Origin of the sequence: Lapillicoccus sp., from assembly GCF_039935575.1 — a bacterium.
Classification (GTDB): domain Bacteria; phylum Actinomycetota; class Actinomycetes; order Actinomycetales; family Dermatophilaceae; genus Lapillicoccus.
This window is the reverse complement of record NZ_JBDTKA010000037.1, coordinates 25,233-45,250: the sequence shown is the minus strand read 5'-3', so window position 1 is coordinate 45,250 and position 20,018 is coordinate 25,233. Positions and strand designations below refer to the sequence as shown.

Sequence of the window (20,018 nt, the reverse complement as noted above, 5' to 3'; positions counted from 1 at the left end):
ATGAGACCCTAGCCCCGTGGGGGACGCGACAGGGGGTTCGGGTGTCGCTCTCGTCACCGACGAGCGCGGGGGTGTCACGGTGGTGCAGGACGGGGTGCCGCAGTCCTACGTCCGGCTGGACGACCCCGAGCTGCTGGCGTTCGAGTACGTCCAGCACTTCGGGCTCGTGATCGACGCGCTGTCTCCGGGGCCGCTGGCGGTGACCCACGTCGGCGGCGGCGGGCTGACGCTGCCACGCTGGGTGGCGGTGACCCGGCCCGGGTCGCCCCAGATCGTGCTCGAACCCGACGCCGCACTGACCGAGGTGGTGCGGCGCGAGCTGCCGTTGCCGCGAGGTCACCGGATCCGGGTACGTCCCGTGGACGGGGTCTCGGGGGTGGCTGCCCTGCGGGACGCGAGCGCCGACGTCGTGGTCGTCGATGCCTACGAGAGGGGACGGGTCCCCGCCGAGCTCGTGAGCCCGACGTTCCTGACCGACGTCCGTCGGGTGCTTCGGCCCGACGGGGTGCTCCTGCTCAACATCGCGGACGAGCCACGACGACGGCACGTGGCACGGGTCATCGCGACGGTCCTGGAGAGCGGGTTCCCGGCTGCGCTGATGATCGCGACGTTCGAGGTGCTGAAGGGTCGCCGGTTCGGCAACACGGTCGTCGCGGCCTCACCGACCGCGCTGGACGTGGAGTCGATCAGTCGTGGCGTATCCCGGTTGCCGCTGCCGACCGGGATGCGGCAGGAGCCGTTCCTGCGCCGGTTCATCGCCGGGTCGAAACCGTTCACGGACAACGGTGCTGACACGGACGCCGTCCGGTCGCCCCAGCCCCCGGACCCGGGGACCTGGCGCGCCGTCTGACCGGCGCTCCGACCGGACTCAGAGGTCTGCGACTTCGCGAGGGTTCGGGGATCCCGAAAAGTCGGCAGCTTCAGAGTCCGGTATCGGGGATTCCCGGGAGGTCGCGTCGCCTGGGCCGGCACCTCGACTATCTGCTGGGACGTCGAAAAACGTCCCGTAGCTCACGGTCGGCTACTTCGCTGTTCTGACTCGGCACCTCGTCGCTCGCCGATCCGATCGGTGCTTCGGGCTCGACCACCGGACCCGCGTGCCACAACACCCAGGCGAGCAGCCCCAGCAGACCCGCGAGGGTGAGGCAGAGGACGGCCGGCGGCCCATCGGACAACATTTCCGTCGAAAGGTTTCGGGCGCTGGTGGGATCAGTCACGAGCTGGTAGATCCCCACGGCCAGGGTGACCGGGCCGGACAGCTCGATCATGGCGAAAAAGACGACAACCACGAATCCCGACCATCGCAGGCTTTCGGGGATGGGGTCACGCAGCCGCCTTCTGCACACGACGACCAGGGCGAACCCGGCCGTCGCGGCCAACATCCCCCAAGCTGACTCGCCACCCAGTCCGAAGGCCATCCACGACATCGCGCGGTCAACGAAACGGATGTAGTCAGCCGAGTTCTCGAAGAACGCGAACCACCCTCCGTGGACCATAAGCATCAAGGACGGCACCGTCAGAGTCAGCAGCACACGTGCCATCCAGACCGGTGCCAGCGACCGCGCCAGACTCCCGCTCTGTGACATCGTCGTCAGCGCCGCATCGCCACGCGCGGCCAACAAATCCAGGAGCCTGCAACACGCCTGGTACGAGGAGCCTCACCTGCCGCCGCCATCGCAGAATGATGGCAGAGGCGACCCAGGGGTGCCATCGTCGTCACCCTGACTGCCCGTCCCGACTCGGTGGGTCAGCGCGAGGTCAGCGGCCGAAGACCGCAGGCAGCGTGGCCGTATGCGTCGAACGCAGCGTCTCGAGGTCGATGGCGAACTGCCCGTGGACCTCCAACCCGTCGACCGAGTCGTCGACGACGCCGATCCGGACCGCACCGACGCCGGATCCCTCGACGAGTGCGAGGAAGTCGTCGTCCGACCCGGGCACCACCGACACCATGACGCGTCCCGCCGACTCGGAGAACAGCGCGACGAAGGCGTCGTCGTGGGCATCCTCGACCGAGACACGCGCGCCGACGCCGTGCCGTAGCACCGCCTCCGCCAGCGTCTGAGCGAGGCCGCCGTCGGACAGGTCGTGGGCGGCATCGAGCACACCGGTTTCGGAGGCTCTGACGAGGAGTTGTCCGAGGCGCATCTCGTGCTCGAGGTCGACGACGGGTGGGTGTCCGCCGAGGTGCCCGTGCACGACGTGCGCCCACTCCGACCCGTCCAGCTCGTCGCGCGTTTCGCCGATGAGGTAGACGGCCGACCCGTCGGTGCCGAACCCCGACCGCGTCCGAGTGGCGACGTCGTCCATCACGCCGAGGACCCCGATGACGGGCGTGGGATGGATGGCGACGTCGCCGGTCTGGTTGTAGAACGACACGTTGCCGCCGGTCACGGGGATACCCATGACGCGGCAGCCCTCGGCGACCCCCCGCACCGCCTCGCGGAACTGCCACATCACCCCGGAGTCCTCGGGCGACCCGAAGTTGAGACAGTCGGTGACCGCGAGCGGAGTCGCACCCGCGGTGGCGACGTTGCGGTAAGCCTCGGCGAGCGCCAGCTGGGAGCCGGCATATGGGTCGAGCTTGGCGAACCGGCCGTTGCAGTCCGTCGAGATCGCGACCCCACGCCCGGTCTCCTCGTCGACGCGCACGACACCGGCGTCGTCGGGCATGGCGAGCGCCGTGTTGCCGAGGACATAGCGGTCGTACTGCCGGGTGACCCAGGACTTGTCGCAGAGGTTCGGGCTACCGAGCATGGTGAGGAGCGTGGCCCTCAGCTCGGCACCCGTGCTCGGCCGGGCGAGAGCGCCAGCTCCGTTCTCCTGCAGCGTATTCAGGTATGCGGGTCGTGCCAGTGAGCGGTTGTAGACCGGTCCGTCGTGGGCCACGGAGCGAGGCGGCACGTCGACGATGACCTCGTCGTGCCAGGTGATGACCAGATGGTCGCCGTCGGTGACCTCGCCGATCACCGTCGCTTCGACGTCCCACCGGTCGGTGATCGCCAGGAAGGCGTCGAGGTGGTGGGGCTCGACGATGGCCATCATGCGTTCCTGCGACTCCGACATAAGGATCTCCTCGGGCCGCAGGCTGGCGTCGCGCAGCGGCACGAGGTCGAGTGCGACCTGCATACCGCCATCGCCGTTGGAGGCGAGCTCGCTTGTGGCGCAGGACAACCCGGCACCGCCGAGGTCCTGGATCCCGGCGACGACCTTAGCGGCGTAAAGGTCGAGACAGCACTCGATGAGCACCTTCTCGGCGAACGGGTCACCGACCTGGACCGCGGGACGTTTGGTCGGCCCGCCCTCCTGTGTCGCCGAGAACGCCTCGGAGGCGAGCACCGACACCCCGCCGATGCCGTCGCCGCCGGTCTTGGCGCCGAACAGGATGACCTTGTTGCCGGCACCCCGAGCCGACGCGAGGTGGATGTCCTCGATGCGCATCGCACCGACGCAGAGCGCGTTGACGAGCGGGTTGCCCTGGTAGCAGTCGTCGAAGACGACCTCGCCCCCGATGTTGGGCAGACCAAGACAGTTGCCATAACCGCCCACTCCCGCAACGATTCCAGGAAGCACTCGCTGCGTGTCGGGGTGGTGGAGGTTGCCGAACCGCAATGGGTCCATCACAGCGATCGGCCGCGCGCCCATCGACATGATGTCGCGGACGATGCCCCCGACTCCGGTGGCCGCACCTTGGTACGGCTCGACGTAGGACGGGTGGTTGTGACTCTCGATCTTGAACGTGACGGCCCACCCGTCACCGATGTCGACGACGCCCGCGTTCTCCCCGATGCCGACAAGCAGGCTTTCCCGCATCTCCTCGGTGGTGTTCTCGCCCCACAGTGAGAAGTGGATCTTGGACGACTTGTAGGAGCAGTGCTCGGACCACATCACGGAGTACATCGCCAGCTCGGCGGACGTCGGCCGCCGCCCGAGGATCTCGCGGATGTTGAAGTACTCGTCGTCCTCGAGCCCGAGCTCGGTCCAGGGCTGCCGGGTGTCGGGGTTGGCCGCTGCCTGGGCGACGGTGTCGAGGCCGGTCGCGGTGCTGATGTCTGTGCTGATGACCGAGTCGATGGAGGAGTCGGTCACGCTGACACCGTCTGCATGAGGATGGACTCGAACAGCGCGAGGCCGTCGGTCGTCGGTCCGAACCCCGGTTCGACGGCGTGCTCCGGATGGGGCATCAGGCCGACCACGTTGCCGCGCTCGTTGGTCACGCCGGCGATGGCGCGGTAGGACCCGTTCGGGTTGTCCCCGACGTAGCGGAACACCACGCGACCTTCGCCCTCGAGCCGGTCCAGGGTGTCCTCGTCGGCGACGAAGCCCCCCTCACCGTTCTTCAGCGGGACGACGATCTCCTGGCCGGCCGCATACTGCGAGGTCCACGCGGTCGTCGCGTTTTCTACTCGCAGCGTCTGGTCGACGCAGCTGAACTTGCGGTGGTCGTTGCGGATCAGCGCCCCCGGCAGCAGGTGGGACTCGCACAGGACCTGGAAACCGTTGCAGATCCCGAGCACCGGCAACCCGGCCTGGGCGGAGGGTACGAGGACCTCCATGACCGGGGCGAACCGGGCGATCGCGCCGCACCGCAGGTAGTCACCGTAGGAGAAGCCGCCGGGGAGGATGACCGCGTCGACTCCGTGCAAGTCGCGGTCACCGTGCCACAGCGAGACGGCCTCGGCTCCGACCGCACGCACCGCTCGGGCCGCGTCGCGGTCGTCCAGTGAACCCGGGAAGGTGACGACGCCGACCCTCACGAGCTTTCGCCCAGACGGTCGCCCGGCAGGTCGGTGTTCGGCGGGTCTACGCCTTCCTCCACGAGCTCCTGGACCGCCACGACGTCCTCGATGACCGGGTTCGAGAGCAGCGTCTCGGCCGCGGAGCGCGCCTGCGCGAGCTGCGTGTCGGTCACCGCCCCGTCGACCGTCAGGACGAACCGCTTGCCCTGACGGACGTCGGTGAACCCGTCGATCCCCAGCCGTGGCAGGGCGCCGGCGACGGCCTGTCCCTGCGGGTCGAGGATCTCGGGCTTGAGCATGACGTCGACGACGATGCGTCCCATGCAGGGGGCTCCTGGAGTCGGGGTGACGGGCTCGCGGTCAGGCGGCGTGACACCGCCCGATGGGGGCAAGGATATCGGTCGCGCTCAGCCGAACCGGCGGCCGGTCAGCCGTTCGTACGCCTCGACGTACTTCGCGCGGGTGCGTGCCACGACGTCCTCGGGCAGGGGCGGCGGCGGCTCGCCCGAACGGCGGTCCCAACCGCTGGCGGAGGAGGTCAGCCAGTCCCGGACGTACTGCTTGTCGAAGGACTCCTGTGGATGGCCCGGCTCCCAGGCGTCGGCCGGCCAGAACCGCGACGAGTCGGGCGTGAGCACCTCGTCGGCGAGCACGATGGCGGGTCCGGAGCCTGCAGAGCCGCTCGCGCTGTTCCTGTCGCCAGCCAGGTCGAGACCGAACTCCACCTTCGTGTCGGCGATGATAATGCCGCGCTCGACGGCGATCTCGTTGCCGCGAGCCAAGATCCGCCGGGTCATGACGTCGACCCGCTCCGCGACGCCCGCGCCTACGAGGTCGACGACCTCGTCGGTCGTCATCGGCAGGTCGTGCTCCCCCACAGGTGCCTTGGTGGTCGGCGTGAAGACCGTCTCGGCGAGTCGGTCGCCGTCGACCAGCCCGTTCGCCAGCGGGACCCCGGAGACCGAGCCCACCCGGGCATACTCCTCGAGCCCACCCCCGGTGAGATAGGCCCGCGCGATGCACTCGACCGGCACCATCTGGAGCCGCCGGACCAGCGTCGCCCGTCCGGCGACCTCGGCGGGGACGTCGAGCGAGACGACGTGGTTGGGCACCACGTCCTCGAGCTGCTCGAACCACCAGAGTGAGAGCTGGGTCAGCACCGCCCCCTTGTCGGGGATCGGGGTCGCGAGGATGTAGTCGAAGGCCGACAGCCGGTCGGACGCCACGAGCAGCAGCACGTCCTCGCGCGGGACACCTGAGCCGTCGAGCGGGGCATACAGGTCGCGCACCTTGCCGGAGTAGACCGGCGCGAAGCCCGGGAGCTCGGGCGCCTGTGACGGGGCAGCGGTCACGGGACGCTCACCGCGCCTTGCTGGGCGTCCAGCGCGATGTCGCTGCGGTGGTGCGAACCGGCGAGGTGGATCCGGTCGACGGCCCGGTATGCCGCGCGCCTCGCCTCGTCCAGAGTGGCCGCGGTGGCGACCACGTCGAGAACCCGGCCACCCGACGACACCAAGGTGCCCTGGGCGTCGAGCGCGGTGCCGGCGTGCAAGACGTAGACCTCACCGTCGCCCGCGTCGACCTCGACGGCGTCGTCGATGCCGGTCACGGGGTCACCGGTGTGCGGTGCGGCGGGATAGCCCGCCGACGCGACGACCACCGTGACGGCATACCCGGGGTCGACCCGAAGCGGTTCGACCTCGTCGAGCGTGCCGGTTGCTGCGGCGTGGAGCAGGTTGCCGAGCGGGGTACGGAGCCGGGCGAGCGCGACCTGGCCGTCGGGGTCGCCGAACCGGGCGTTGAACTCGACCACCTTCGGCCCGCGTGAGGTCAGCGCCAGACCGACGTAGAGCGTGCCGACGAACGGGGTCCCGCGGCGGCGCATCTCGTCGATCGTCGGCTGGGCCACCCGCTCGACGACATCCCTCTCGAACCCGTCGGGGACCCAGTCGAGGGGCGCGTAGGCGCCCATCCCCCCGGTGTTCGGACCTTCGTCGCCGTCGCCGACGCGCTTGAAGTCCTGCGCCGCCGGGAGCGCGAGCACCGTCGTACCGTCGGTGATGCAGAACACCGAGGCCTCCGGCCCGTCGAGGTACTCCTCGACCACCACTCGGCCACCCGACCTGGCCAGGCACGCGAGGGCGTGGGCGCGCGCCTCGGCGAGGTCGTCCGTCACGACGACGCCCTTGCCGGCAGCGAGCCCGTCCTCCTTGACGACGTGGGGGGCGCCCAGCGCGCCGAGAGCGTCGTCCACCTCCGCCGCGGTCGTGCAGACGTGCGCCATCGCCGTCGGCACCTCGGCCGCGGCCATCACCTCCTTGGCGAACGCCTTGCTGCCTTCGAGGGCGGCAGCGGCGGCCGAGGGTCCGAAGACTGGTATGCCCGCAGCCCGCAGCGCGTCCGCGACCCCGGCGACGAGGGGCGCCTCGGGGCCGACGACGACCAGGTCCACGTCGTAGCGCTGAGCCAGCTCGAGGACCGCGGCCGCGTCACAGACGTCGGTCAGGGGCTCGCAGCGGGCGACGGCGTTGATGCCAGGGTTGCCCGGCGCGGCGATGACCGCGGCGACGGTCTCGTCCCGGGACAACGCCCGCACGAGCGCGTGCTCGCGCGCTCCCGAGCCGACGACGAGGATCACCAGGGCGGGCACGGCGACCACTGTAGGGGCCGCTGCGGAGTTGCCGCGGCACCGGCTCAGCACACGGTCCTGCGCTTAGCACACGGTCCTGCGCTCAGCCCACGGTATGCGGTGTGCTGAGCGACGCCAGGTGTGCTGAGCGGGCCGGGTCGCGACGAAACGCGGGGCACGCTGTTATCCCGTGCTCCCGGTGGGTCCTGGGGCGACGCGATCCGCGAGGAGGGCCCTCGGGCCCGAAACGCGGGGCGCGGTGCTCCCGGGAGGCAGGGGGGACAATCACCCGGGAACACCGCGCGTCTCGCACCGCGCCGCTAAGGAGGGGGACCCGCAGCTGCGGAGCAGTGTCGATCGCAACCGACACCCCCACAATGGCAAATCCCCGGGCCGGAGTAAAGGCAGCGACTGGCGGAGTACGGTCAGTGTCGGTATTCCGCCACCCTTCCAGGCCCGATCCAGCCATCGCCGCGCCAGCGGCGCTCACAGCCGCCGCCGAGGAGAGACCGTTGTCCACTGTCCGCCAGTCCTCCGCGGGAGTCGGCCTGCCCGGCCCGTCTGTCCGGGACGTCCCGGGTCCCAGCTGGTCCGAGGCCAGCGCCGACGACCCGACCAGCGTCTACCTCGCGCTGATCCGGATGCCGAGCCCGACCCGCGAGCTGATGCTCGCGCAGGGCATCCCGGCGGCCCGCCTCGACCCGGCGTTGGACTCGCTGGTCGGCCGCGGCCTGATCGTCAGGGGCGACGACGGCTCGCTCGAGGTGCCGTCGCCGATATCGACGATGCCGCGACACGCGTTGGAGCTCGAGCGGCGGGCAAGCGCGGCCCGCGCGGCCGCGGACGAGCTGTCCCGGATCTACTACGCGGCTCGGGCCAGGGACCCGGGACCCCAGACCGGCGTACGCGTGCTGATGGACCTCGAGGACGTCGCCGCCGCGACCAGCGAGGCCGTGTCCCTCGCCCGCACGAGCGTCCGCTCGATGCGGGCGATGACCCGCCGATCCCGCGACCTGGTCCGCTCCCCGCTGGCGTCACACCGCGAGCCCAGTGTCGGCGCGGGTGGGCGGCCCGTGACCATGAAGACCGTCTGGGACGCCCGCGTGCTCGAGCTGCCCGGCGCGGTCGAAGCGCTCGAAGCCCGGGTCGACGGGGGTGAGGCGCAGCGGTTCCTGCCCGGCATACCCCTGTCGGTCGTGGTCGTCGACGACGCGACCTGCCTCCTCGAATGGTCCACGTGGGAAGGTGGTCCGCACGGGCTGATCGGCCACATCCAGGGCGCCGTGGCGGCGGCGGCAGCGATGTTCGACCAGTTCTGGGAGCTGGCGACCCCGATGGGTCGTCAGGACGGCGCCTCCGGACTGGATGCCCGAGACGCCACCGTGTTGCGACTCATGGCCGCGGGGGTGGCCGACGCCGCCATCGCCCGGCAGACCGGCTTCTCCCAGCGCACCATCGAACGCCGGGTACGAGCTCTGATGGAACGGCTGGGCGCCCAGACCCGCTTCCAGGCGGCGGTGCAGGCAGTCCACCGAGGGTGGCTCTGACCGGATGGAGAGCCGGCTAGAGGTATGACCGCTCGGGTGTCACGGTCCGCGAACGCCCCGACCTTGCCCGCAGCCCGGACGCCGTGACGAACGACCTTGGTCTCCGGACTAGACTTGCTCGTTCCTTCGCGGCCGCCACGTCAGTGGTCGACCACGTCCCCGACCCCAGGCGGAGTGTGTGACAGCGCCCAACTCAGCGTCCCCCTCAGCGTCCCCCTCAGCGTCCCCCTCAGAGGTTTCTGCCGCCGTCGTGGCCGAGGAGATCGCGACCGAGCAGAGCCACGTCGACCTCGTCTATGCCGAGCTGGCCAAGGCCGGCCAGCGGGCCGGTCTGGTCGAGGCCGACGGGCTCGCTCGTGGTCGCACCGAGCGGGTCGGCCAGGCTCGCGACGAGGAGCTGACCGGCCTCTTCGAGCGTGACGCCCTCGTGCTCCACGCGGTCCGTCGGCGTCACGCGCTGGAAAGCCAGTACGAGGGGCTCGTGTTCGGTCGTCTCGACATCGACCACGCACCTGCACCTGCACCCATAACGGACGCCGGCAACGGATCCCAACCCGATGTCCTCGGGTCCCGTTCCGGCGATGGCCACCCGGAGCGGGAGGTCCGCTACATCGGCCGCCTCGGCGTGCGCGACGACGACTACGAACCACTCGTCATCGACTGGAGGGCCCCGGCTGCCTCCCCGTTCTACCGTGCGACTCCTGTCGAGCCCCTCGGCGTACTGCGTCGAAGAGTGTTGCGCTGCAAGGGCTCCGACGTCGTGGGCATCGAGGACGACTTGATGGTCGCTGACGCGCCGGACGACCTGGTCGTCGTCGGTGACGGTGCTCTGATGGCTGCGCTGACGCGGGCGCGCGGACCGCGGATGCGCGACATCGTCGCGACCATCCAGCGGCACCAGGACGAGGCGATCCGGGCCTCGGCCCGCGGCATCACCGAGATCACCGGAGGCCCCGGCACCGGGAAGACCGTCGTCGCCCTCCACCGCGCCGCCTACCTGCTCTACTCCGACCGGCGCCGCTACGAGTCCGGCGGCATCCTCGTGGTCGGCCCGTCGGCGGCGTACACGTCGTACATCGAGCGTGTCCTGCCCTCCCTCGGTGAAGAGACCGTGACGCTGCGCTCGCTCGGCGACGTGGTCGACGCCGTGAGCACCGAACGGCTGGACTCCCCCGCCGCAGCAGCCGTCAAGGGCTCGCTGCTGATCCGCCAGGTCCTCTCGCGGGCCGCGCGGGACGCCGTCCCCGACGGTCCGCAGGAGCTGCGCGCCTTCGTCGCCGGGCATGCGATCCGGTTGCCCCGGCCGGTGCTCGACCAGGTCCGCAGCCGGGCCTTGCGACAGCACCAGCGCAACCTCGCCCGCGACGCTGCGGTGCAGCTGCTCGCCGAAGCGGCGTACCGGGAGAGCGGTCATCCCGAGCGGGAGGAGTTCGTCGACCGGTTCGTCGACCATCTCGACGTCGCCGTGTTCCTCGAGAGCTGGTGGCCGCAGCTCGACCCGCGCGAGGTGCTGCTGTGGCTGGCCGACAGCGAGCGCGTCGCCCGCTATACGACCGGGATCCTCGACGCCGACCAGACGACGGTCCTGAGAGAGTCGATGCAGGCGGCCCTGTCGACCGGCACCTGGTCGGTCGCCGACGCCGCGCTCGTCGACGACGTCTCGTCGCGGCTCGGCCCCGTCCAGGAGCCGCCGCGCGAGGAGCGTGACTTCTACGAGATCGAGGAGCTCGACGACTCCCAGGCATACGGCGTGACTGAAGTGCAACCCGTGCGGGCCGCGCGGGTCGACCAGGGCTACACGGTGACCCCGGCCGGCGCCCGCGACCGGCTGCTCGTGGGGCGCGTCGGCAGACCGGAGGAGTACGCCCACGTCCTCGTGGACGAGGCGCAGGACCTGTCGCCGATGCAGTGGCGGATGCTCGGGCGACGCGGCCGGTATGCCTCCTGGACGGTCGTCGGGGACGCCGCCCAGAGCTCATGGCCGGACGGCGCCGAGTCGCTGGTCGCCCGGGACGAGGCGTTCGGGACGCAGCCACGACGGCTGTTCCACATGGACACGAACTACCGCAACGCGCGCGAGATCTTCGACTACGCCGCCACGATGATCCGGCGCAGCGTCCCCGACGCCGACATCCCGGACGCGGTGCGTGAGACGGGTGTCGACCCCGTGGACGGGGCCCTCGGGGACGACGTGCGCGCGGCAGTCCAGGCTGCGGTCGACGACCTGCTCGACGAGGTCGAGGGTTCCGTGGCCGTCATCACCCCGGCCGTCCACGCGGCCCGCCTCGAGGGGCTCAGCGGCGTCGACGGCTCGGAGCGCGTCCTGGTCGTCGACCCGATGTCTACCAAGGGCCTGGAGTACGACGCGACCGTCATCGTCGACCCGGACGCGATCGTGGCCGAGTCACCCGGAGGTACACGGGTGCTCTATGTCGCCATGACGCGCGCTGCGCACCGGATGACCGTCCTGCGCTGACTCGAGTCGGTCTACGTGGGTTGCCCAGGGCCGCTCCTGCCCGTTTCGTCACCGAACTCACACGTTTGTCGGTTCTGGCGCCTCTGCTGCGCCTGAAACCGACAACAACATGAGTCCGGTCGGAGAGAACGTGAGTTCGGTCGAGCCGGTCGAGCCGGTCGAGTCGGTCGAGTCGGTGGAGTCGCCGGCCCAGCTGAGCGTCCACATCTGGGTCCCCGGGTCGCGGTAGGTGCGCGGCGGCCCGTCTACTGGGTAGACCTCGGCTACCTCGCCGTCGAGCCAGGCTTCGGCCCCAACGGGGACCTCGATGACGAGAGAGACCCCCGCCAGGATGACCCCCTGCGCGTCCTCACGACCCACCCGCAGGTATGCCTGCGCCGGCAGCGCGCCGTCCGCGGGGATCGCGTCGATCGGGCCGAACAGGGTCCGGACCGCCGGGTCCACACAGCTCACGAGACGGCCGCCGTCCAGACCGAGCCGTCTCGGCAAGGTGAGGCAGCCCGCCACGGCCTCCGGGGAGGCGGCCGCGTCCGCGCCGTCCTCGCGCACCCAGCCGAACAGCAGCGGCCCCCCGCCGGGCGCGTCCTGCAGGACCTGCGGGGCGTAGAAGGACGATCCGCCGTCGACCAGGCCGCCGGATGTCGTCACCAGCTCCGGCCGGCCGTCGACGTCGGTGCACAGCGAACCGACCGCGTAGACGACCCGATCCAGCACACCAGCCGCCCAGAGCGAGACCAGCAGCACCCACGAGCCGTCGACCTCGACCAGCTGCGGACACTCCCAGATGTCGGCAGGCGCGAGGGGGCCGAGAAGCGGGTCCTGCGAGGTCAGCCAGACCCGTTCGAACCGCCAGGAGTCGAGGTCGTCGCAGGACCACAGCAGGAGGCCCGGCCCGGACTCGAGCCAGGCCCCGAGCAGCGCCCATCGCCGACCCTCCCACGTGAAGACGAACGGGTCGCGCATCTCCCGCACCCCGCCCGGAGGAAGCCCCGCCACGACGGGAGCGGACCACGCGTCGAGAGCATCGTCGGAGGCATACCGGACGCAGATCGTCGTGTCCACCGCACTGGTGCGGACGCCCGTGTAGGCCACCGCCACCCGGTCGCCGTCGACCACGGCCACGCCGCTCCAACAGCCGCCTGCGTCAGGCCCGTCGGCAACCGGGGAGAACGCGACCAGGTGCTCGGTCCAGTCGACGAGGTCGGCGCTGCTGGCGTGGCCCCAGACGATCGAGTCGTGCCACGGGCCGCGCGGGTTGTGCTGGAAGAAGACGTGCCAGCGCCCCCGCCAGTGCACCACGCCGTTCGGGTCGTTCAGCCAACCGCGTCGCGGCCGGAGGTGGTACGCCGGTGGTGCACCGGTCACGCGGGTCCGGCGAATCCTCGGGCGGGCCGCATCTCGTGCCGCTCGATGATCGCGTCGCGCCCGGGCCCCACTCCGATGGCCGACACCCGCGCACCGACCAGCCACTCGACGCGCTCGACGTAGCGGCGGGCGTTCTCGGGCAGCTCGTCGTAGGACCGGCACGACGAGATGTCCTCCCACCAGCCGGGCAGCTCCTCGTAGACCGGGACCGCGTGGTGGAAGTCGCTCTGGTTCACCGGCATGGTGTTGTGCCGGACGCCGTCGACGTCATAGGCGACGCAGATCGGCACCGTGTCGAGACCGGTGAGCACGTCGAGCTTCGTGAGGACGAAGTCGGTCACCCCGTTGATCCGGGTGGCGTAGCGACCGATGACCGTGTCCATCCAGCCACAGCGGCGCGGGCGGCCCGTCGTGGTGCCGTACTCGGCACCGGTCTTGCGCAGGAACTGACCCCGCGCGTCGTCCAGCTCGGTGGGGAACGGGCCTTCGCCGACCCGGGTCGTGTATGCCTTCAGCACCGCGATGACCCCGTCGATCCTCGTCGGGGGGATGCCGGACCCGGTGCACGCACCGCCGGCGGTCGCATTGGACGACGTGACGAACGGGTAGGTGCCGAAGTCCACGTCCAGCAGCGTCGCCTGTCCCGCCTCGAGCAGGACGGTGTCGCCGCGGTCAAGGGCCTGCTCGAGCAGCAGCGACGTGTCCCGCACCATCGGGGCCAGCCGGTCGACGTAGGACCGCAGCTCGCCGATAACGTCCTCCGCCTGCACCGCGCGCCGGTTGTAGATTTTGGCGAGCAGCTGGTTCTTCACATCCAGGGCAGCCTCGACCTTCTGCCGCAGGATGTTCTCGTCGAACAGGTCCTGGATGCGGATGCCGGTCCGGGACATCTTGTCGGCGTAAGTCGGGCCGATGCCACGTCCGGTGGTGCCGATCTTGCGCGCCCCGAGGAACCGCTCGGTCACCCGGTCGAGGACCCGGTTGTAGGGCGTGATCACGTGGGCGCTCGCGCTGACGACCAGCTTGGAGGTGTCCACGCCACGGCCCTCGAGCCCGTCGATCTCCTGGAACAGCACCCCGAGGTCGATGACCACCCCGTTGCCGATCACCGGCGTACAGGTCGGGGTGAGGATGCCGCTCGGGAGGAGGTGGAGCGCATACTTCTCGGCTGCCGCGCCCGACCCGATGACGATCGTGTGGCCGGCGTTGTTGCCGCCGTTGAACTTCACGACGTAGTCGAGGCTGCTGCCTAGCAGGTCGGTGGCCTTGCCCTTGCCCTCGTCGCCCCACTGCGCACCGACCAGAACGATCGCCGGCATCCGCGCCTCCCTGCTTGCGTCATCCGCGGCCGCGCGGAACGCGGCGCGGCGACAGGGTATCCGCTTCCAGCCGCCCCGACGCCACTGCCTGCGCACCGAGCTGGAACCGGGTGTCGGCGAAAAGGTCGTCCATGAGCCGGGCCACCCGTCGGCGCACGGTCCGCAGGCTCCAGCCGAGGTAGCGCCCGATTGCCTCGTCCTTGAGACCGCGTCCGAGCAGCTCCAGGAGGTGGTCGTCGTCGCTGCGGTCCGAGGACCGCGCCGTCGGCATGGGAGCGGCCCTGGCCCAGAGCTCGTCGAACAGCAGGACGAACGCCTGCACGATCATGGGGTGGCGGACGACGACGTAGTCCGCCTCCGGGTCGCCCCAGGACTCCACCGCCACGACCGCGGAGTCACCATAGATCGCGAACTCACTGGGCACCCCGGCCAGGATCCGCTGCTGCTCCCCTGCCGCGGCCCAGTCCGCCGCCCACTGTCGCCCCTGCGGTTGCTCCAAGATCGACGCGTCGTAGAGGGTGCGCTGCACGTGGCCCGCGCGGATCGAGTCCTTGGCGTGCGCGGCGTAGTCCGGGGACAGGCCGGACCCCACGGAGGTGGAGATCAGGGCGTTGCGCACCGGACCGGTGGTCTCGTCGGTGAGCACCCGCAGCAGGGCGGGTGCCACCTCGACGGTGATCGGGGCGACCGCGGGCATCTCGTCCGACACCGTCACGGCGTGCAGGCGGACCAGCGCGTTGCGCATCTCCGCCAGTTCGGCGCGGCGGCGGGCCAGCCGGTCTTCCTCACGGGTGAGGACCCGCGAGATGGTCTCGCGGGGATCCTCATCGAGGAGCGTCGAGCGGGGGACCGTGGTGGCCGGACTGGGGTCGCCGACAGCCGATCCGCCGCCCGCAGAGTGAGACACTTTGGCATCTTACGGCCATTGGCATCGTCTGACCACCGCCACAGCGAACGGCAGTGATTGGATGACATCGGTCGCTCGGAGCCTTCTGGGGATGGCGCCGAACGATGCGGACCACCTTCGATGCGGTCCGCTGCCCACAAGGGGGGCAGGTGCCGGGGGATGGACAATCGGGGGTCCATTCCCCGGTCCACCCCGCCCTCATCCGGCCTGAGCCCCGCGGTCGAGGTCCGGGTCAGACGTTGGGGCGTCTCAGACGCCGAGCGCCTGCGCAGCCTCGCGAGAAGAGTCGCGCAGGAACGTGCCCGTCCGAGCTTCCTCGTCGTGCTCACCGATGGCCCGGGCCGCGCGGTGCAGCGCCCCGAGCGCTCGAAGGAACCCGCGGTTGGGTTCGTGCGACCACGGCACCGGCCCCTGACCTCGCCAGCCCGCCCGGCGCAGAGCGTCCAGGCCGCGGTGGTAACCGGTGCGTGCATAGGCGTAGGCCTCGACCGGCCGGTCGCGATCGAGAGCCTGTTCGGCGAGCACCGCCCAGGCCAACGACTACGTGGGGTATGCGGCGGCCGTCGCGGCAGCTTCCTCACCGGCGGCCATGGCCGCCGCCGCCGGGTCGACCGGCAGCCGCGTCTCGGGGATGCCCAGCAGGCTGCCGTCCGGGGTGAGGCTCACGCGTGGGTACCGGCGGCGCGCAGGTTCTGGCAGGCCTCGAGGACGCGTGCGGCCATGCCGGCCTCGGCCTCCTTGCCCCAGGCGCGCGGGTCGTACTGTTTCTTGCTGCCGACCTCGCCGTCGAGCTTGAAGACGCCCTCGTAGTTGCTAAGCATGTATCCCGCGACCGGACGCGTGAACGCATACTGCGTGTCGGTGTCGACGTTCATCTTGACCACTCCGTAGTCCACCGCCTCGGAGATCTCCTCGGGCGTCGAGCCGGAACCGCCGTGGAAGACCAGGTGGAAGGGCTTGTCGTCCGGGGTCGAGAACTGTGCGTGCACGGCGTCCTGAGCTTCCTTGAGCACCGACGGACGCAGCTTGACGTTGCCCGGCTTGTAGACGCCGTGCACGTTGCCGAAGGTCAGCGCCGTCATGTAGTAGCCCTTGTCCCCGGTGCCCAGCGCGGTCGCCGTCGCGATGGCGTCCTCGGGGGTCGAATAGAGCTTGTCGTTGATCTCCTGGGCCACGCCGTCCTCCTCGCCGCCGACAACGCCGATCTCGACCTCGAGGACGACCTTGGCCGTCTGACAGAGGTCCAGCAGCTCGCGCGCGATCTGGAGGTTCTCCTCGAGCGGGACCGCCGAGCCGTCCCACATGTGCGACTGGAAGTAGGGCAGCCCACCGCTCTTGACGCGCTCCGTGGAGGCCGCGAGGAGGGGCCGGACGAACCCGTCGAGCTTGTTCTTCGGGCAGTGGTCGGTGTGCAGTGCGATGTTGACGGGGTAGTTCTTGGCGACCTCGTGGGCGTAGGCAGCGAGAGCCAGCGAACCGGCGACCATGTCCTTGACCGAGGACCCGGAGAGGTAGTCCGCGCCGCCCGTGGACACCTGGACGATGCCGTCGCTGCCGGCGTCGGCGAACCCCTTGAGCGCGGCGTTCAGCGTCTGCGAGGACGACACGTTGATCGCGGGATAGGCGAAGGAACCGGCCTTCGCACGGTCGAGCATGTCGGCGTAGACCTCGGGCGTGGCGATCGGCATGGGTCAGGCACTCCTTCATGGAACGGCTCGGGGGGCGCAACGGCTGCGCCCCGCCATCCTTCCACGGGGACGACGGGGCGCAGCGAGCTGTCCTGCAGTTACCTACGGCAGGTAGTAGGTCGGGTTCGGCAGCTTGATCGTGCGGTCGGCGTGATAACCGAGCAAGTCGCTGAACTGGTCTCCGAAGTTCGCGACGATGTCGTAGTTGCCGCCGGCCTTGGCCTCGATGTGGGCCCGGGTCTGCGACTTGTACTCGATCGTCGTGCACTTGACCGCAGCGCAGGTGATGTATGCCGGCTGCTGCGAGGTCCCCACGCCCGTCCACTTCGTGTAGAAGTTCGCTGCGGTGAACGCCGGGTAACCGACCCTGGCGAGATTGGCCAGCGTCGCGGCCTTCTGGTCGTCGTTGCGGCCGGTCAGACCGATCACCGTGCAGCCGGCCAGCTGCGCGACGCGGGCCAGGCTGACCATGTGGGGGGTCGCCGGGAAACGCTCGTCCTGTACCCAGACGTTCTGGAGCACGGGGTCGAAGTTGAAGTGCATCGCCGCGACCTCCATGTCATAGGTCCACAGTGTCGTGTCGTCGGTGTCGAGGATGACCGCGGGGTTCTTGTGGTTCAGGCGACCGACGAAGCAGTCGAAGGCCACCCGCGGGATCTCGCTCCGCACGATCGACGCCATCTCGGTGATGTAGGGAGAGGCCGTCTTGTCGGCGATGCCGGTCCCGGGGTCCCCGTAGTAGGTCGAGATCGTCTTCTTGACCGAGTCGATGTTGGGGATCCCCTCGCCGCTCTGCACAGCGCCACTGGAGCCGTCCGGCTTCATCCAGAAGTGCGACCGCGGGGCCAGCTTGGGCTCGGAGACACCCGGCAGGTTGGTCGACGGGAGGTAGTAGGTGGGGTTAGGCAGCTTGACCGTCTTGCCGGCAAACCCGCCCTGCAGGTCGCTCCACTGGTCACCGACGTTGAGAGCGATCGTGTAGCCGAGGTCGTTCTCGATGTGCTTGCGGGTCGACGCCTTGTACTCGACCGTCGTGCACTTGACGGCCGCGCAGGTGACGTAGGCCGGCTGCTGGGAGGCGCCGACGCCCGTCCACTTGGTGTAGAAGTTGCCGGCAGTGAAGGCGTCGTAGCCGACCTTCGAGAGGTTGGCGACCGTGGCCGCCTTCTGGTCGTCGTTGCGGCCGGTCAGCCCGAACACCGTGTATCCCATGGCCGCGGCCGTGTTGGCGAACTGGACCATCGACGGCGTGGCGGGGAAGAGCTGCTCTTGCACCCAGGTGTTCTGGAGCACGGGGTCGAAGTTGAAGTGCATCGCCGCGACCTCCATGTCATAGGTCATCAACGTGGTGTCGTCGGTGTCGAGGACGATCGCCGGCTTCTGGCCCTTGCTGACGGCCTGGTCATAGGCGGCCTTCAGCCCGGCGGTCTGGGTGGCCGCGATGGAGGCCATCTCGGTGATGTACGGCGAGCTCGTCATGTTCGCGTGACCCGTGCCCGGATCGCCGTAGTAGGTGTAGACCGTCTTCTTGTCCGAGTCGATGTTGGGGATCCCAGCGCCCCCCTGCGTCGCACCACTCGACCCGTCCGCGGCCATGGTGAACTCGATGCGCGGTCGGAGTGGGGTGGCGGTCGCGGTGGTGGGACCGGGGTTCGCTGCGTCGAGCGCCGAGGCTGACGTGGAGGTGGCTACGAGGCCGGTGAGCGTGAGGACGGTTGCCGCGAGCGCGATGCTGAGCCGACGGACAGGGGTTCGGGCTGGACGCATGGGGTCTCCACAGGTTCGGGGGGTTGACAACGCCAGAACGTACTCCCCTGTCCGCGTTGGGGATACCGCCTGACCCAGGGTGTTCGGGCTGGGCCTGAGTCACCGCTGTTGAGTGGTCCTCAACGACCGGGATGGACGTTTGGTCAGCCCGAATCGACAGGCTGCCCGAAGACGTGCTGCCGGACCCAGGTATGCATCGCGACGGCGGCTGCGGCGCCGGCGTTGATCGAGCGGGTCGAACCGAACTGGGTGATGTGCAGGACGACGTCGCAGGCGTCCCTCATCTCTGCGCTCAGCCCCGGCCCCTCCTGACCGAAGACGAGGACGCACTCACGCGGCAGGAACGCGGTCTCGATGGGCTGCGACCCGGGCAGGTTGTCGATGCCGATCAGCGGTATGCGGGGCTCGGCTTCCCCCGGTCCCGCCATCGCCGCGGTCGAAGCCGTCGCAGCCGTCGCAGCCCAGGAGACGAGGTCGGCGACGCTCGCATGGTGCAGCTCGTGCTGGTAGCGGTCCGTGACCATCGCTCCCCGGCGGTTCCAGCGACGCTTGCCGACGATGTGGAACGCCTTGACGTTGAAGGCGTTGGCAGTTCTGATGACGGAGCCGATGTTGAAGTCGTGGCCCCAGTTCTCGACCGCTACGTGCAGGTCGTGCCGCCGGGCATCCAGGTCCGCGACAATCGCGTCGTGCCGCCAGTAGCGGAAGCGGTCCTCGACGTTGCGGCGGTCGCCGTCCCGGAGTAGGTCGGGGTCGAGACGGTCGTCAGCCGGGTGTGGTGAGTCGGGGCCGGCATACGGGCCGACTCCCACCTCACGAGCCTGCGGATGATCGCTGTCGGGCACGCTCGAACGGTAGTCGTGACAACCGAGGGACAGGCGGACCGCATACCGTGGTCCCCGTGATGCACTCCCTCGGTCCGGACTGGATGGACCCGAACTTCCTGCTCGACCGCTACGGCACCGCGCTGATCTGGGTCAGCCTGGCCATCGTGTTCATCGAGTGCGGGTTGCTCTTCCCGATCCTGCCCGGGGACTCGCTGCTGTTCGCGATCGGGCTCTTCATCGCGACCGGCAAGCTCCCGATCAACCTCGGACTGGCGTTGGTGCTGCTGTTCGTCGCGGCGTTCCTCGGCAACGTGTCGGGCTACGAGATCGGCCGCGCCGTCGGTCCGTCGCTCTACAACCGAGACGGCCGGTTCATCAAGAGGAAGTACTTCGACCAGACACACGCCTTCTTCGAGAAGCACGGGAACAAGGCGCTGGTCATCGGCCGGTTCGTCCCGGTCGTGCGGACCTTCGTCACAGTCGTCGCGGGGGTCGGCCGGATGGAGCGGCGACGCTTCTTTGTCTGGTCGGCGGTGGGCGCGGCACTGTGGGTTGCTGCCGTCACCCTGCTCGGGTACTTCCTGGGTCAGGCGTTCCCGGTGCTTCAGGACAAGCTCGACGTGGCGGTTCTCCTGGTCGTCGCGGTGTCCCTGGTGCCCGTGGCGTTCGAGTGGTGGCGGCACCGGCGACAGCTGGCCCAGGCGCTGGCGGACGAGCTGGACGAGTCGACGAGCTGACCCGCCGACCCCGAGCGGGT

16 protein-coding genes and 1 pseudogene are annotated in these 20,018 nt (G+C 69.9%); 4 read left to right on the top strand and 13 right to left on the bottom strand.

The features are described 5' to 3' along the window. Nucleotides 1-16 precede the first annotated feature (16 nt). On the top strand, nucleotides 17-850 hold the full coding sequence (locus ABI385_RS04785; protein WP_348102598.1) for a fused MFS/spermidine synthase: 834 nt from the start codon (nucleotides 17-19) through the stop codon (nucleotides 848-850). Nucleotides 851-977: 127 nt separating this feature from the next. Here ABI385_RS04785 and ABI385_RS04780 read toward each other — a convergent pair whose 3' ends face one another. The 6 genes from ABI385_RS04780 to purD form a co-directional block, all read right to left on the bottom strand. Continuing rightward, nucleotides 978-1,532: a hypothetical protein gene (locus tag ABI385_RS04780; protein WP_348102597.1), complete on the bottom strand. Its 555-nt coding sequence runs from the start codon at nucleotides 1,530-1,532 to the stop codon at nucleotides 978-980. Between the two features lie 226 nt (nucleotides 1,533-1,758). Continuing rightward, nucleotides 1,759-4,086 (bottom strand): phosphoribosylformylglycinamidine synthase subunit PurL, encoded by a 2,328-nt coding sequence (gene purL / locus ABI385_RS04775; RefSeq protein WP_348102596.1) that lies wholly within the window; start codon nucleotides 4,084-4,086, stop codon nucleotides 1,759-1,761. Continuing rightward, the gene (purQ, locus tag ABI385_RS04770; protein WP_348102595.1) at nucleotides 4,083-4,754 is read right to left on the bottom strand and encodes a phosphoribosylformylglycinamidine synthase subunit PurQ; all 672 of its coding nucleotides are present in this window, start codon (nucleotides 4,752-4,754) and stop codon (nucleotides 4,083-4,085) included. Before purQ ends, purL begins: the two co-directional genes overlap by 4 nt. Continuing rightward, nucleotides 4,751-5,059, bottom strand: coding sequence for a phosphoribosylformylglycinamidine synthase subunit PurS (gene purS, locus ABI385_RS04765; protein WP_348102594.1), 309 nt, complete (start codon nucleotides 5,057-5,059; stop codon nucleotides 4,751-4,753). The genes purQ and purS overlap by 4 nt, the downstream gene beginning before the upstream one ends. 84 nt (nucleotides 5,060-5,143) lie before the next feature. After that, nucleotides 5,144-6,088: a phosphoribosylaminoimidazolesuccinocarboxamide synthase gene (locus tag ABI385_RS04760; protein ID WP_348102593.1), complete on the bottom strand. Its 945-nt coding sequence runs from the start codon at nucleotides 6,086-6,088 to the stop codon at nucleotides 5,144-5,146. Next, on the bottom strand, nucleotides 6,085-7,377 hold the full coding sequence (gene purD, locus ABI385_RS04755; RefSeq protein WP_348102616.1) for a phosphoribosylamine--glycine ligase: 1,293 nt from the start codon (nucleotides 7,375-7,377) through the stop codon (nucleotides 6,085-6,087). The genes ABI385_RS04760 and purD overlap by 4 nt, the downstream gene beginning before the upstream one ends. Before the next feature lie 500 nt (nucleotides 7,378-7,877). Here purD and ABI385_RS04750 point away from each other — a divergent pair, with 500 nt between their 5' ends. After that, the gene (locus tag ABI385_RS04750; RefSeq protein WP_348102592.1) at nucleotides 7,878-8,912 is read left to right on the top strand and encodes a LuxR C-terminal-related transcriptional regulator; all 1,035 of its coding nucleotides are present in this window, start codon (nucleotides 7,878-7,880) and stop codon (nucleotides 8,910-8,912) included. A 250-nt stretch (nucleotides 8,913-9,162) separates the two neighbouring features. After that, on the top strand, nucleotides 9,163-11,388 hold the full coding sequence (locus ABI385_RS04745) for a UvrD-helicase domain-containing protein (RefSeq protein ID WP_348102591.1): 2,226 nt from the start codon (nucleotides 9,163-9,165) through the stop codon (nucleotides 11,386-11,388). A 57-nt stretch (nucleotides 11,389-11,445) separates the two neighbouring features. Here the strand turns inward: ABI385_RS04745 and ABI385_RS04740 are convergent, their stop codons facing one another. The 7 genes and pseudogenes from ABI385_RS04740 to ABI385_RS04710 all read right to left on the bottom strand — a co-directional run bounded on the left by ABI385_RS04740 (nucleotide 11,446) and on the right by ABI385_RS04710 (nucleotide 19,279). Further along, nucleotides 11,446-12,753, bottom strand: coding sequence for a glycoside hydrolase family 32 protein (locus tag ABI385_RS04740; RefSeq protein ID WP_348102590.1), 1,308 nt, complete (start codon nucleotides 12,751-12,753; stop codon nucleotides 11,446-11,448). Then, nucleotides 12,750-14,072, bottom strand: coding sequence for an adenylosuccinate synthase (locus tag ABI385_RS04735; protein WP_348102589.1), 1,323 nt, complete (start codon nucleotides 14,070-14,072; stop codon nucleotides 12,750-12,752). Before ABI385_RS04735 ends, ABI385_RS04740 begins: the two co-directional genes overlap by 4 nt. Nucleotides 14,073-14,091: 19 nt before the next feature. Beyond that, nucleotides 14,092-14,979: a hypothetical protein gene (locus tag ABI385_RS04730; protein WP_348102588.1), complete on the bottom strand. Its 888-nt coding sequence runs from the start codon at nucleotides 14,977-14,979 to the stop codon at nucleotides 14,092-14,094. 249 nt (nucleotides 14,980-15,228) lie between these two features. Next, nucleotides 15,229-15,570 (bottom strand): annotated as a pseudogene (locus ABI385_RS04725) (DUF3151 domain-containing protein). 71 nt (nucleotides 15,571-15,641) lie between these two features. Continuing rightward, complete coding sequence (gene fbaA, locus ABI385_RS04720) at nucleotides 15,642-16,667, bottom strand: class II fructose-bisphosphate aldolase (RefSeq protein ID WP_348102587.1); 1,026 nt, start codon at nucleotides 16,665-16,667, stop codon at nucleotides 15,642-15,644. A 102-nt stretch (nucleotides 16,668-16,769) separates the two neighbouring features. After that, complete coding sequence (locus ABI385_RS04715) at nucleotides 16,770-18,434, bottom strand: HAD family acid phosphatase (RefSeq protein WP_348102586.1); 1,665 nt, start codon at nucleotides 18,432-18,434, stop codon at nucleotides 16,770-16,772. Between the two features lie 143 nt (nucleotides 18,435-18,577). Further along, nucleotides 18,578-19,279 carry a TrmH family RNA methyltransferase gene (locus ABI385_RS04710; protein WP_348102585.1) on the bottom strand — a complete coding sequence of 234 codons (702 nt, stop codon included), beginning with the start codon at nucleotides 19,277-19,279 and terminating at the stop codon, nucleotides 18,578-18,580. Between the two features lie 59 nt (nucleotides 19,280-19,338). On the opposite strand from ABI385_RS04710, the gene ABI385_RS04705 reads away from it, so the two are divergent. Further along, on the top strand, nucleotides 19,339-19,998 hold the full coding sequence (locus ABI385_RS04705) for a VTT domain-containing protein (RefSeq protein ID WP_348102615.1): 660 nt from the start codon (nucleotides 19,339-19,341) through the stop codon (nucleotides 19,996-19,998). The last annotated feature ends 20 nt before the right edge of the window (nucleotides 19,999-20,018 follow it).